This is a genomic window from Helicobacter canis (genome assembly GCF_008693005.1).
In the GTDB taxonomy this organism is placed as follows: Bacteria; Campylobacterota; Campylobacteria; order Campylobacterales; family Helicobacteraceae; genus Helicobacter_B; species Helicobacter_B canis.
Window position 1 is genome coordinate 65,820 of sequence record NZ_VXKE01000019.1, and the last position, 14,608, is coordinate 80,427.

Here is a 14,608-nt window from a genome sequence, read left to right on the forward strand (position 1 = left end):
AGGCTCAAATAGTAGGCTCAAGTGGGGCAAAGGCAAGTGAGATTGAGATACTAGAATCTAGCTTAGTAGAGTTAGCATTACTAGATTCTACATCGCTAGAATCTACACTTGCTTTGAAAAACCACTGCTTATCCTGCCACGATTTTTCTAGCTCTTTTGTTCTATCACATTGTGGATAGATAAGCACTACATTAACTTTGCTAGATTCTAAGCGATACTTACTCGCATACGCCCACATTTGATAGAGATCGCTTTGTGAGATTCCATATTTTTTCTCATCAAGGCTAGAATCTGGGATTTTCCACTTTGTATCTATGATGAGAATCTTTTCATCATTACGCATTACAATATCAGGCTTTAAGCAAAATATGTCTTTATTCTCCTCATCTTGTAGTAGATATTTTCTGCTCTCTTGCGTTTTTACTTCAAAGTCTTTGACACATTTTTTAAGCCAAAAACTTACAAAAGATTCAAAAAGTTTTTCCATCGGGAATAAAAATGCGATCGACTTATCTCTTCCAACATAAGGGCTAAAAGCTTTTTGTCCTAAAAATACCTTGCACCACAATAAAATCATTTCATATTCTTTAGCCCTACCCATATTATTACATTTTATAAAGTCAGATTCTACATTTTCACTTGGGCTAATATCAGCAAAGATAAATCGCATAAAATCTAGCTTTGTTTGTGTGCTAGGGCTAAGATTTAAGTGTGATAGAATATGAAGTGTTGATTGTATCAGGCGGTTTGGGGGTATGTCTTGTGTGTATTCATCACTGCTTGCGAAAAATCTCTCTTTATGGATAAGATTTTGTGTGATATGTTCTTTAAACTCTAGCTTTCCTTTAAGAAATGCCCTATTTTGTGCGATACAAAGATAATCGCTTTTTAACCCTGCTTTTATGAGTCGCTCACATTCATTCAAAAACATACGCACAAAAATTTCTAAAAGTGGGAACTTAAGCGTGCGGAGATTAGCAAAATCATTGTGCTTAAAAGGCGTGTCTTTAAGTGTGGCAAGGCAATTTAATAGAATCATTTTAGCTTCACAAACATTACAAAGATTGCTATTTTCTTTGCTATTAGATTCTGTATAGCTAGATTCTCTAATATTCTTACTAAAATATGCAAAAGCTTTTTTAATCTTTTCTTTCTCAAAGCGGATTTTACATTCGCATTTTTTAGAATCTTGTATTCTTTCATTATGAAAAGTCTTAGGTAAAATCTCTATACAAAAGCCACTTTTAGTTTGTATCGTGCCGACATAGTTTGTGGCTTTTAAAGTGCTTGGTGAGTGGGACATTAAAAATGCGTGATTTTTTTCATAGGAAGCAAAGTCTTTTAGCTCTTCAAAAATTTTTCGCGCTTTGTCTTTAGAATCTTTTGTGCCATAAGATTCTAAAGTGCGTTGTATATCTTCAAGCCCAAAGCTTTGATACTCAGCGATATGAAGTGTAGGCATAGATGAGCCTTAGTTAGATTCTATATTTTTATACATTGCTTTAAAAGTTTCAATATCCCACTTGCTAGAATCTGTGATTTTCCATACCTTTTTTTCACTATCTACAAACTCATCGCTTAGAGAAATTTTCATATTACTTATTGTTTTAGATTCTAGCATTCCATTATCATTTAGCACCGCATTTATCTTGGCATAATCATCATAAAAATACTCCTGCAAAAGCGGTAGAATCTTGTTTTTAAATACAGCTTTTAAATCGCTAAGATTTTTTACATCTATCAAAAATGCGTGTCCTATTGTCCGCTCTCTATCAAGCAAAAATTCTATGCGATTATTTATTGACTCTAAAAGTCTTTGTAAATCCACTCCATCGCAGTCCGTTGATAGCCTGCTAGAATCTGGCATCATTTCTATAAACTCAAACCGCCTACGCAGCGCAGTATCAAGCAAAGCAATGCTTCTATCAGCAGTATTCATCGTGCCGATGATGTAGAGATTTTTTGGCACGCTAAAAGGCTCTTGGCTATAGGGTAGTGTAACTTCAAGGGCTTCTTTTGCGCCTTTGCGTTTGCTAGGCTCAAGCAGGGTAATCAGCTCTCCTAAAATCTTAGAAATATTCCCACGATTGATTTCATCAATGATTAGGATATAGGGTTTTAAGCGATTGTCTAAAGTGGATTCTAGGCTAGGGATTGTGCTAGGTCTATAATGCTCCTTTTCAAATTCAGCAATACATTCATAAAGTGTGAAATAATATCCAGCATTGCCGTGTCTATGGGACTTTGACTCATAGCTTGGCTTAATGTCATTCCAGTCTTTTATCTCGCTATTTTTAAACTTCTCATAATCTCTTTTGATGATTTTTTGCGATAACCGCACTCGATAACTAGAGTTTTTAACCCCTATTACAATCGAGTTAAAATCTCCATTTTGCAAACGATGAATATCTTGTATTTTCATACTTGTCGCCCATTTTTTAGACTCAAATTTCGGGTTTTTACCTTCTTGAAGTTCATTTTCTACATAGTCTGCATATTGTTTCAACAAGTCATCAAGTTGCACTATATAATTTTCTCTGGGATTTTTAAAGTCTTCATAATTTTTATAATTTTCACTCGCCTTTTGACATATTTCCTTAAAGATTCCATTTGCAATTTCATATTCTACTTTTTCTTTATTGTTATTATCCATTTTTGGTTTAATGCCCTCGACAAAGTCTTCATATCCATAGCTTTGGTGGAAGGTTACAAAAGCGATTTGCTCATCACTTATAAAATCACTAAAAATTTTCTTTTTCTCATCTCGCTCCTGTGGGATAAAATCTATTAGTTCATAAGCATAAAGAATCTCCAGTGCCTTATCGATAGTGTTATAAGTTTTCCCTGTCCCCGGCGGTCCATAAAGGATTTGATTGAGATTGAGTGAGATATTGCCGGATATAGATTCTGCAAAATCTCGCGCGATCTCCAGCCTGCCTGAAGCATTCCCCCCAATCATAATTGCCAAAAGCTTTTGCGGATAATCTTTATATTTGGAATCAGAAATTTCTGTTAAAGTCTTTATAGCTAGTTGTTGTGTATCGAAATTTTTCCAATCAATATGCCACTCCCCACTACAAGCCCAATTTACTTTCCTAAAAGAAGCAAATTCATCATCGATAGTTTCATCATAAAAATAATCGCCTACCACCTCACCATAGCCCAATAGCTTATGCAAGCCACTTGCAGCGATGATAATATCCCCCTTGCTAATCGTATTGCACATATCCCAATTTGCAGGCTTATCATTTATTCTCTTTAGGCTACCATTTTTTGCTGGATACAGCTCATTAAGCTTAGATTCTATCTCATCATCTTTTTTATATTGTCGTAAATCTCCAAGCTTACTCCAGCCAATCCCCATAAGCCCAAGCTCGCACATAAGCCCCCATTTTGAGCCTTGCTCTCCGGGCTTATAGAGCCACACACGCCTGCCTTGTAGATTTTTCTCAATCAATTTCCATTCTTGCTCTGTTTTATTCTCCATATTTTCTCCTTTTATTGTGTATCTTAGGATTTAGTTTGACTAATGCGTTGCTAAAATAGAGCTAGATTCTATCGTTTTTTTTTTTTTTCAAGTCAAGGGCGGCGATCATCTTGGCTGCTATTATGGGTCTTGCAGTGTTGAAGTGAGTGTTTGCGTATTTGGGGCTGAAGGGCGTGGCTATCTCTACTTGATCAAAGCAATATTGCAATTAGGCAAGTGAATTTCACTTTTCTTTATCCATTTTTGATTAAGTTTTATTGCTTCAATGCTTTCATCAATGCCGATGAATTTTCTCCCTAAATTTAGGGCTTCTTGTAAAAATCCACCCCCACCACAAAAGCAATCCATAACTTTAGATTCTGTATTTGACGACATCGCAATAATACGCCTTAGCATTGCTCTATTTTTCTCGGTAGGATAGGCTGGATTTTGAGAGTCTTTACACTCCCAAATATCTTGTATCTTTTTGCCCCTGCATTCATCTATATAAACTTTCTTGCGTGGATTGTTGTTTTTACTCCATTCAATTAGCCCTGCTTCTTGCAACTTGTCAAGCTATTTATATTAACTTTTATAATCTTTACAATCTCACACACATCATAATTGTGATTTTTACTTAGCATTCCAAAGATTTTAAAAGTCTCTAGCAAAAAGCATTTGTCCTTAGAATCTAAGATAAGCAAACCGCATTCTTTAGATTCTGCCACTCTGCCTAAAAGTGCAGGGTTGCAATATAATTCCGTGATAGGAAAACAGACATAAAGCATAGGTTGCACACCAACTGCCCTTTGCTTTTCTTTAATGATGATTTCTACTAGCACATCAAAATGATTAAATTTATGCACTAAAAGCGGATATTTAACTTGAGATTCATAAAATTCCACACCTAAAATATTTTTGCTTACAGGGTGGCTTCGCAAAATCTGCAAATCGCTCCTAGAATCTAAATATTCATTATCTTTAATATTTTGTAAAAATGTTAATAAATTTGTTATTTCACTCTCTGTGATAATCCCCCATTGCGTGAAATAGTAAAGATATTCACTAAACTCATATAGGGCTTTTGTTTTGCCATTTGCCCCGATAAATTCACTTTGCTCTAAAGTGCTTAAAGCCAACTTTTCTTTATCATTTTTATCTACATCATAGCCGATTTGCCACTCAATATAATGTTTTTGTGAAAATGGAATCTGTCTTGTCGCAGTAGGCAGTCCATATTCATAAAAACTATTGCGTATTTTTACTCTCGTTTTACCACTCTGCGTGGTAAGTGGGATTTCTACAAAGATTTGTTTATTTTCACATTTGTGTATTTTCATAATGCACTCCTAGTAAGTTTGCAAATTTTTAATATCAAATCTTTCCGCATATTGTGTGAGCAAGTCTTGTGTAAAATTGTGAAAACCAATATCTGCATATTCTATTGTAAAATCCTTTGATATTATCCCATCACAAATAAGCTCATAGCTGTTGTTATAGAAAAAAGGTACTTTTGAACAAAGATTAACAATCAATAGACAACATTTTTCATATTTCCACAAAGAATCTTTTTCATTTGTTCTACCGCTTATAGCGTGAAAAAATGAAATATACTTTTCAATATTTACCATTCTATTTTCAAATCCTATTTGCTTCTTTTTTGAAAACTCAAGACTATATTCTCTTATGGGAATAACATACAGCTCTCCTAATACCATTTTTGGATAACGCATATGCAAGTTTAGGCTTTCAGCGAAAGTTCTTTCAAAAAGTGTATCTGTATTTTTAGCAATACTTCTCATTTGTGAGCGGATACCAACAACCAAACAATGTTGAGAAAAATCAAAACCATAAACATCTTCTTTATTTTCAAAGCTTAAAGGTCCCCAATTTACTAAAATTGCTTTCTTTTCAACATTGTTTGGTGTTACACAAATATCTTGGTCTTTTTGTTTTAAAAACCCTGCGAGTTTAATTTCTGGTTTTGAGTTATTGAGTGGTGGAAAAATATTTTTCTCATCTACTCCACATCTTATCAAATCGTGCTTAATAATTTCGTGGATACAATTAATGGGCTTTTGTGAGCGAATAATATTGCTAAACCCTTGTTCCCCATTTTCTATAATAGCATCTTCAAGCATTGTTTTAAAATCTTTTAAAAATCTATAAACAAACATTATAAATCCAAACCATATTTATCGATTAAAAAACTATCAATTTGTTTATTATTGCTTTTAAGTAAAAATTCCTTCTCACCAGAATCTAAAAAAGGAACACTAAATTTTTCAATATATTTCTTTTGGTAACAAAAATAGCCCCCTTCAATTTGATAGCTTGTGTTTTTTATATAATAATCCATAATGCAAGAATTAAAAACTTTTTCTAAAATTTCAATTTCCATTATAGGATTTTCAAACACTGCATAACCATTGCAAAATAAAGCCTTTTTATCTTGTATCAATGTGAAATTTGGCTTTGATGAAAAAGTGCCAAAAAGTAATTTTTTACCATAACGATTAAGCCCTTGTGTTCGCCCATAAGCATACCAAGATACTGCATTTATTTTGCCTTTATCTCTCGAGTCAAGTTCATCTTTTCTGGTAAGCAAATAGTTGTAAGTTTGCGTAAAATCTTTTTGCATTCTAACTTCATCAATAATAACAGCATTATCTTTAATAATTGCGTAAGGAAAAATAAAATAGCCACACTGCCCTGTATTTTTAAATTCTGGAATCTTATAAATGGGTTTTATCAATTCTGTATCAATAGTGTATCTTTTACCATTTACATCCTTATAATATTGCTTCCCATCATATTCTACCCTATATACTTCATCTCTTAGTGTTGCAATACCTGCATTGATAAAAGTGGCAAAATTAAAAAATTGACTTTCTATTTTTGCAATATTAGATTCTGTTTTAGTATCTAAAAAACGCCATTTTTCCAAAAAAACATTCTGCTTATCAAGTGCTTGAAAATGTATATTTTGCAAGGCTTGTTTGATATTATTTGTTTTTGACAAGTTTGCATATTCTAAGCTCTTTGTGTTTGTTTTATCAAGTGTAATAATAGCATTGTAGGTTCTTATCGGTTTAAAAACCATATTATCTTGCAAGTCAATAAGTTTCGTCAAATAAGGCTCTATGAAATCTCGCAGTGGTTTTGCTGCGCTAATGGTTAAAAAATTATTTGGCACAATAAAGCTAATTTTGCCATTTTTATCTAAAAATTTTATACTTTGTTCTATAAAGGCATAAAAAATATTAAAGACACCTTTGCTTGTTGTTTGAAAATTATTTTTTAAAAAATCTACTTGTTTTTTGTTTAAAGTGTGTGGATTTACATAAGGGGGGTTGCCTACAATATAGTCAAAAGAAATGTTAAAAAGCATATTCCAATTTTCTTTTAAGCTATCAACGCATTGTATATTTATATCATCATCCTTTATTGTTTCACCATACATTAAACACATAATTTTAAGTAAAATTTTTACCCTTTCAGTATTGATAGAACTTATATCTAATCCAAAAATTTGATTTTTTACTATATCTTTTATACTTCTATGTGTTTTTTCTTTAATAAGCTCTATTGCAGAAATTAAAAAAATTCCGCAACCACAAGCTGGGTCAATAATTTTTATAGAATCTAAATTTACTTCATTTTTCAATATATCTTTACAAATAAAATCAGCAATATATTTTGGAGTAAAAACAATACCATTTTCATTTTTATATGATTGCTCTAAAAGTTTTTCAAAAAGCACATTGAAAGTTTCAAGACATAAAGGCAAGTTGTGTTTTTTAAAGATATTGATAATGCTCTCATCAATGTTACTAGAATTTATTTTTTGATGCTTATCAAATTGTTGTGGCCTTATTGTATCTAGTGCATAGTGCATAATGTGTTCTTCTATGTTGGACTTATCTATCAACAATGGATATATGGTATTCAATGTCTCTTTATGTGCTTGTGTCATTATTTCTCCTTAAGAATCAAATTATACTACACCTTTTCATAATGCACTCCTAGTAAATCTCTAAAATACTGCAAAATTTCAGGGCTTAGAATCTTGCTTTCACTTGCCATTATAAAGTGAGATTCTAAGGCTTTAAATTGTTGAAAATCAATCATCACATCACAATTTCCAAAATAATAAGGGATATGTGGCAAAAATAATTTAAACACATCAACATAGCAATAAAGACTATATTTTTCTTTTGTTACAAAAATCGTATTGCTATTTTTTTGGCTTATAAAAGTCTTAGAGCGACGCAGGGCATTTATATCCCGCATTGTGTAAAACATCGCTTTGACTTGCGAGTTTTCCACACGCTTTTTATTAGGATATTTATCAATGTAATTGCCGATATAGTCAAAATCATTTAAGCTGAATGTTTTACTCTCATTTTTGTTTGCCATTGTCTTAAAATTAAAATTGCAAATATAGTCATAATCCATTCCATTACTATCCCTTTTATACAGGGCAATAATAATGGGAAAATGCCCCTTAGAATCCTTGCAAAAAATTTGAGAGCTAATAATTGTAGAATCTACAAGCCTATAAGCTTTTGCAAAATCTTTTAATGCACTAAAATTAGCCTTTTTAATCAAATAAGAAAGTGGGTGCAACACACAGATAAAATCCGCTTTTAGTCTCTCATAAGAGCGCAAAAAGCTTATGCCTATATCTCTATGTTGCAAAGCAGAATCTATTTGTATAGAATCTTTATTTTTAAGATGATTTTGCACGATGGAAGTTCTGTCATTATAAGGTGGATTACCTACAATAATTAGCCTATCAGTTTGTGCGATAGAAAAATGCTCCCTAGTAACATTATGCAATGCATTTTTATGAAGCAAGATAACCCTAGAATCTAGTGTGCGTTTTGCGACACTTAAAGCCATTTTATCAATATCAGCTCCAATAATTTTACTAAAGCTATCTTTAGCAAATCTGCTTTTAATAATCGCTTGTGATTGCAAGAAATTCCCACTCCCACACGAGCTATCAAGCAGCACATAATCTTTAGAATCTACATATTTTTTAAGCATTATATAGACTGCATTGACCAAAAAATCAGCGGTATAAAAACTGCCAAGATTGACTTTTTCTTGTGTGCTTAAATGCGTTGGTTTTGTCATTGATTTATCTCTATACCCCTACTCCCACTCAATGGTTCCCGGGGGTTTTGAGGTAATGTCATAGACTATGCGGTTAATGCCTTTTACTTCGTTGATTATGCGATTTGAGACAGATTCTAAAAATGCGTGGGGTAAGTGTGAGAAACTCGCTGTCATTCCGTCCATTGCTTCCACTGCTCTCACACAAATAGTATTATCATAAGTGCGATTATCGCCCATTACGCCCACACTTCGCACATTTAAAAGCACACAAAATGCCTGCCACACAGAATTATACAAGCCCCATTTATGCAGCTCTTCTATGAAAATAGAATCTGCTTCTTTCAATAGCTCTAAATCCGTCGCATTCACCTCGCCCATAATGCGTATGGCAAGTCCGGGTCCGGGGAAAGGGTGTCGCATAAGCATAAATTCTGGCATTCCTAGCTCCCTGCCTAACGCCCTTACCTCATCTTTAAACAGCTCTCGCAAAGGCTCGATTAGCTCAAACTTCATCCATTCAGGCAGTCCGCCGACATTATGGTGGCTTTTTATCGTCTTACTTGGTCCCTTCACACTCACAGATTCAATCACATCAGGGTAGAGTGTGCCTTGTGCTAGGAATTTTATCTCGCCTTTTGTGTTGTGCTTTTTGGCTTCAGCTTCAAAGACTTCTATAAAGGTTTCGCCGATGATTTTGCGTTTCTTTTCCGGGTCAGTTACGCCCTTTAATCGCCCTAAAAATAGCTCTCTCGCATCTGCTACAATCAAAGGCACTTTTAGATTCTCTCTAAACATCGCTTCTACCGCTTCTCTCTCGCCCTTTCTTAAAAGCCCGGTATCCACAAAAACAGGGATAAGATTTTCTCCTATGGCACGATACAAAAGCGTTGCTACCACGCTAGAATCTACTCCACCACTCACAGCACAAAGCACCTTAGAATCCCCAAGCACCTTTTCCCTTAGCTTTGCAATCTCACTTTCCGCAAAATTTCGCATATTCCAGCTTGTATCCGCCCCGCAAATCCCCACGGCAAAATTCCGCAAAATCTCCCCGCCACACTCACTATGCACCACTTCAGGGTGAAACTGCAGCGCATACACCCGCCGCGTGAAATCCGCAATAGCGCAATTTTGTGTATTCCCACTTTTTGCTAACTCCACAAAGCCACTAGGCACAGACTCTACCTTATCCGCGTGGCTCATCCACACGATAGAATCTTGCTTCACACTCTTAAAGAGTCCAGAATCCACGCTAGGTTCCGCGATTTCTAGCACCGCCTTGCCAAACTCCTGCGCCTCTGCCCTTACCACACTTCCGCCAAAAAAATGCGCGATATACTGCATACCATAGCAGATCCCAAGCACGGGCACTCCTAGCTCAAACACCCCAGAATCCGGCTTATACGCCCCCTCTTCATACACGCTAGCAGGTCCTCCGCTCAAAATTATGCCCTTAGGATTTTTCGCTTTAATAGAATCTAGCTTTTCAAAGTAAGGAACAATCTCCGTATAAACGCCATATTCACGCAATCTTCTAGCGATAAGTTGTGTGTATTGTGAGCCAAAATCAAGCACCAAAATTTCGAGATTATGAGTGTATGGAGACTGCATAGAGACACCTTTATAAGTAGAAAATTTGTGCGCGGATTGTAGCAAAATGAAATTTAGAAAGAAGTTAGCTAGATCTAGCAAAGCCCCAGCGCGCTGTGGGCGATCTAGGCTAGATTCTAGCTCAAGTTTATGCTTAAAGAGTCTCTTAGTATGCCGATATTTCCTAGCGTTTGGCGCAAGTCTTGCTAGGGCGCGTTGTATTGCGCGCTTTAGGTTAGGGGAGTGCGCGGGCTTGGCGTAGATTTTGGAGCATTCTTGGCATATTTTTTGCTTTGAAGTCTTGGCAAGCATTGTGCCTTTGATCATCTTGGGCACAATAGATCACCACAGCGAGCGTGTTTATGGACTTATCTACACTATTAGGGATTATTTTGGCGATCACCTCTATCTCCATTGGGGATATTTTAGAGGGTGGGAATCCGCTGCATGTTATCCACTTGAGTTCTTGTATCATCATTATTCCTACCACTTTGTTTGCTGCGATGGTTTCTACGCACTCTGCGGCGATTAAGGCTGCTTATAAGGAGCTTGGGCTCGCCTTTATGGGACCTAAGCTTGATCTCACAAAGACGATAAAAGATGTCGTTGAGTTTTCTTCGCTTGCTAGGCGTGATGGGATTTTGGCACTGGAAGGACGCGCGGCACAGATAGAAGATGACTTTTTCCGCGATGGGCTTAGTATGGTTATCGATGGGCGCGATGCAAAATCGGTGAAAGAAGATTTGGAGATTAAAATCGAGCAAATGGAGCACTACTACCACGGCGCGGCGCATTATTGGATTGTCGCTGGGGAGACCTCTCCTACAATGGGGCTTGTAGGGGCGGTTATGGGTCTTATGCTCGCACTTCAGCTACTAGAGGACCCTACCGCTATGGCAGCTGGGATTGCCGGGGCATTTACCGCGACTGTTACGGGGATTATGTGTGCGTATGTTATTTTTGGACCTTTGGGCAATAAGATTAAAAACAACTCTTTCTACCTTGTGCAAGAGAAAGTTGTGATTATGGAGGGGATTTTGGCGATTGCAAATGGTGAGAATCCGCGTAACCTTGAGAGCAAGCTGCTAGGCTTCTTGCGCCCAGATCAGCCCAAGATCTCACAATTTGAGTAAAGGACTCTAATGTCTAAGAAAAAAGCACAAGAGTGTCCAGCTGGCGAGAAGTGGGCGGTCCCCTATGCGGACTTTCTCTCACTTTTGCTCGCGCTTTTTATCGCACTTTGGGCGATCTCTAGCACAGAGAGCTCTAAAGCAAAAGCCCTAAGCCAAGCACTTGTAACAGCTTTTTCCAATCCACCTAGGTCTTCGGTATTTCAGCCCATATTCCAGAGACCACCAGATCCGGGCGAGGTGCGCGAAGATACAGAGGGTAAAAAGCCTCAAACCGCAGATGGCAGTGCTTCGGCAGTCGCAGTCAAGGATAGTATCGCCCAGATCCAAATGCTAATCCAAGAAGGTGGCGTGCTAGAGCAAATCGAGCAGGGGATCACCCTGCGCTTGCCAGCGGACTTGCTCTTTGAAGAGGGGAGAGCGGATCTTAATAATGAAGAGATGATAACTTATGTGCGCAGGATCGCTGAGATTATCAATAAGCTTCCACCTGAAGTGAAGATCGATGTGCGCGGCTATACAGATGATAAGCCGCTTGATAAGCCGCTATCTAGCAATGCTAGGTATAAAGATCTCTATGAGCTAGCTGCGGCTAGGGCGTATGCTGTGATGAGCAATCTTTTGACAAATGGTGTGAATCCCGAGAAGCTATCTTACTCATCTTATGGCAAATATAGTCCTGTCGCGCCAAATACGACATTAGAGAATCGTGCGAAAAATAATCGCGTGGAAATTTTTCTCTCTAGCTCTCCAAGCAGTGTTAGGACGATTAAGTCAGTCCTAGATAGTGCGGGTGCTGGTGATGGGGCTGGTGAGCAGTAGAATCTAGCGGGGCTAGATTCTACCTTGGATAGCCTAGGCTATTGCGCGTGGGATTTAGCGGGTAGGAGTGTAAATGAAGCTTGTGTTTATGGGGACGCCAGAGTTTGCTCGCGTGGTGTTTGGGCAGCTGTGCGAGCGGTATGAGATTGTGGTGGTTTGCACGCAGCCAGATAAGCCCGTAGGGCGCAAGCAGATTCTCACGCCATCTCCTATAAAGCTTGCGGCGCAGAGCAGGCATATCCCTGTGCTACAACCACAAGTGCTAGATGATGAAGTGCGCCAGAATCTAGCTAGCTATGAGCCTGCGATGATTGTTGTTGTAGCTTATGGCAAGATCTTACCAGAATCTATTTTGTCCCTTGCACCTTGTATCAATCTGCACGCTTCTATTCTCCCATTGTATCGTGGAGCTAGCCCGATCCAGCAGATGATCTTAAGCGATGATAGGGAGTTTGGCATTAGCGTTATGCGTATGGATAGCGGGCTAGATAGTGGGGATATTTTAGCCATAGCCAAAATCCCCAGAGATAGCCACGCGACTTACGCCACCTTAAGCCAGAATCTAGCGACTCTTGGAGCGCAGACGCTTTGTGATGTGATTGATAGATTTTCGTCTATTGTGCCTGTGCCACAAGACCACAGCAAAGCGACTTACTGCAAGAAGATTAGCAAGCAAGATGGCTTGGTGGATTTTAGTAGCGCGCAATTGGTGTATAAAAAATGGCTAGCCTTTAGCTCGTGGCCCGGAGTGTTTCTAGCTAGTGGGGTGAAGCTATTTGGTATAGAGCTACTAGAGAGAGAAGCACTAGAATCTAGCACGCACAAGCACAATCCAGCGCAACAACCGCTAACAAAGTCTGCTTTATGCGCAGGGGAGATTTGTAGCATTAGCCCTTGTATCATCGCGTGTGGAGATGGGGCTAGACTCCTTATAAAAGAGCTGCAAGCCCCTAGTAAAAATCGCGTGGAAGCTGGAGCATTTTTGCGCGCAAGGGGACTTGGGGTAGGTGATGTGCTGTGCTAGAATCTATCTGTGGCGTTAGATTTATCTTAAGAGAGAGAGTAGATTCTACGCAAGATGAGCTGCGCAGGTTACTAGAATCTAATCTACACGCACCGATATGTGTCCTAGCAAGATCGCAGACCAAAGGTCGCGGATCTCGCGGCAATGTATGGGAAAATGAGCGGGCATTGATGTTTTCATTTGCTTATAATGCCCCACTCATTTTGCCAGATGATGTGCCAGCACAGAGCGTGGCGATATTTTTAGGCTGCGTTATACGCGATATTTTGCGAGAATTTGGCTCATCAGTGTGGCTAAAGTATCCAAATGATCTTTATATTGATGAGAAAAAGATTGGGGGGATTCTTATCGAGCGTTGGCGTGGTGCTTTGCTCTGTGGGATTGGGGTGAATTTTGATAGCCGAAAGTTCGGTGCGCTCGATATTTTGCTTGATGAAGAGAGGTTTTTTGCTAGGCTATTTGAAGTTTTGCAAAATCCACCAAGCTGGAAGCAAATTTTCAGCAATTATAAGCTAGAATTTTGGCGAAATTATCCTTTTGCCTTTCATACAGGAGATGAGCGAGTCTCTTTGCGTGATGCGCTTTTGCTAGAAGATGGGAGCGTGAATGTTGGGGGTAGGGTGATTTACAATTTACGAGAGTGTGGAGTGTAGGCTATGTATGAAGTAATCACTGTGGCGAATCAAAAAGGCGGTGTTGGCAAAACGACAACAGCTGTGAATCTTGCTGCATCGCTGGCGATTGCAGAGAAAAAGGTGCTTTTAATAGATTTTGACGCGCAGTCAAATGCTACGACAAGTCTTGGATTTCGCCGATCTGATATAGAGTTTAATGTCTATCACGTGCTAATGGGGAGCAAGAAAATTTCTGAAGTGATAAAAAAGACCAACATTCCCTTTATGGATCTTGTGCCATCAGACATTGGGCTTGTTGGGATTGAGAAGAGCTTTTATACTAACAAGGGCGGGCGAGAGCTGATCTTGAAGAAAAAGCTTGTTGAGGTGGAGAATGACTATGACTTTATCATTATAGATTCTCCACCTGCGCTTGGACCGCTTACAATCAATGCTCTTGCTGCGGCAAATTCTGTGATCATTCCTATCCAGTGCGAGTATTATGCGCTTCAGGGCTTGGCGCAGCTCATTACTACAATCCGCCTGCTCAAGGATAATGGCGTGAATCCAACGCTAGAGATCCGCGGCTTGCTTCCTACGATGTTTTCCGCGCAGAATAATCTCTCTAAGCAGGTATTCACGGATTTGTCTAGACATTTTGACTCTAAGCTGTTTAAGAAAGCTGGCAAAGATGATGACTCTTATATCATTATCCCGCGCAATGTCAAGCTTGCAGAGTCCCCTAGCTTTGGGAAGCCGATTTTGCTTTATGACATTAAATCAAGCGGTAGCATAGCGTATCAAGATCTCGCCCAAGCGATTTTACAAGGAGCGTAGA

At 38.2% G+C, this 14,608-nt stretch carries 13 protein-coding genes; 5 read left to right on the forward strand and 8 right to left on the reverse strand.

The features are described 5' to 3' along the window. Positions 1 to 4: 4 nt before the first annotated feature. The 8 genes from F4V45_RS06260 to guaA form a co-directional block, all read right to left on the reverse strand. On the reverse strand, positions 5 to 1,462 hold the full coding sequence (locus F4V45_RS06260; protein WP_150337541.1) for an McrC family protein: 1,458 nt from the start codon (positions 1,460 to 1,462) through the stop codon (positions 5 to 7). Between the two features lie 9 nt (positions 1,463 to 1,471). Beyond that, a complete protein-coding gene (locus F4V45_RS06265) occupies positions 1,472 to 3,487 on the reverse strand; it encodes a DUF8426 domain-containing protein (protein WP_281292481.1) in 2,016 nt (671 codons plus the stop codon). A gap of 183 nt (positions 3,488 to 3,670) precedes the next feature. Continuing rightward, positions 3,671 to 4,033 carry a DNA methyltransferase gene (locus F4V45_RS06270; protein ID WP_150337542.1) on the reverse strand — a complete coding sequence of 121 codons (363 nt, stop codon included), beginning with the start codon at positions 4,031 to 4,033 and terminating at the stop codon, positions 3,671 to 3,673. Then, entirely contained in the window at positions 4,015 to 4,806 is a 792-nt protein-coding gene (locus tag F4V45_RS06275) for a R.Pab1 family restriction endonuclease (protein WP_150337543.1), read from the reverse strand. Before F4V45_RS06275 ends, F4V45_RS06270 begins: the two co-directional genes overlap by 19 nt. A gap of 9 nt (positions 4,807 to 4,815) precedes the next feature. Next, positions 4,816 to 5,643, reverse strand: coding sequence for a restriction endonuclease (locus tag F4V45_RS06280; RefSeq protein WP_150337544.1), 828 nt, complete (start codon positions 5,641 to 5,643; stop codon positions 4,816 to 4,818). Continuing rightward, positions 5,643 to 7,442 carry an HsdM family class I SAM-dependent methyltransferase gene (locus F4V45_RS06285; RefSeq protein WP_150337545.1) on the reverse strand — a complete coding sequence of 600 codons (1,800 nt, stop codon included), beginning with the start codon at positions 7,440 to 7,442 and terminating at the stop codon, positions 5,643 to 5,645. Before F4V45_RS06285 ends, F4V45_RS06280 begins: the two co-directional genes overlap by 1 nt. Positions 7,443 to 7,468: 26 nt before the next feature. After that, positions 7,469 to 8,608, reverse strand: a complete 1,140-nt coding sequence (locus F4V45_RS06290; RefSeq protein WP_150337546.1) for a class I SAM-dependent methyltransferase — start codon at positions 8,606 to 8,608, stop codon at positions 7,469 to 7,471. 18 nt (positions 8,609 to 8,626) lie between these two features. Then, positions 8,627 to 10,201 (reverse strand): glutamine-hydrolyzing GMP synthase, encoded by a 1,575-nt coding sequence (gene guaA / locus F4V45_RS06295; RefSeq protein WP_150337626.1) that lies wholly within the window; start codon positions 10,199 to 10,201, stop codon positions 8,627 to 8,629. Positions 10,202 to 10,542: 341 nt separating this feature from the next. Between guaA and motA the strand changes: the two genes are divergently transcribed. The 5 genes from motA (at position 10,543) to F4V45_RS06320 (ending at position 14,607) form a co-directional block, all read left to right on the forward strand. Next, a complete protein-coding gene (gene motA, locus F4V45_RS06300) occupies positions 10,543 to 11,313 on the forward strand; it encodes a flagellar motor stator protein MotA (RefSeq protein WP_150337547.1) in 771 nt (256 codons plus the stop codon). A 9-nt stretch (positions 11,314 to 11,322) separates the two neighbouring features. Further along, positions 11,323 to 12,132 (forward strand): flagellar motor protein MotB, encoded by an 810-nt coding sequence (gene motB / locus F4V45_RS06305; RefSeq protein ID WP_150337548.1) that lies wholly within the window; start codon positions 11,323 to 11,325, stop codon positions 12,130 to 12,132. A 73-nt stretch (positions 12,133 to 12,205) separates the two neighbouring features. Further along, positions 12,206 to 13,156, forward strand: a complete 951-nt coding sequence (gene fmt / locus F4V45_RS06310) for a methionyl-tRNA formyltransferase (protein ID WP_150337549.1) — start codon at positions 12,206 to 12,208, stop codon at positions 13,154 to 13,156. Next, entirely contained in the window at positions 13,150 to 13,809 is a 660-nt protein-coding gene (locus tag F4V45_RS06315; protein ID WP_150337550.1) for a biotin--[acetyl-CoA-carboxylase] ligase, read from the forward strand. The genes fmt and F4V45_RS06315 overlap by 7 nt, the downstream gene beginning before the upstream one ends. A gap of 3 nt (positions 13,810 to 13,812) precedes the next feature. After that, positions 13,813 to 14,607 carry a ParA family protein gene (locus F4V45_RS06320; protein ID WP_150337551.1) on the forward strand — a complete coding sequence of 265 codons (795 nt, stop codon included), beginning with the start codon at positions 13,813 to 13,815 and terminating at the stop codon, positions 14,605 to 14,607. The last annotated feature ends 1 nt before the right edge of the window (position 14,608 follow it).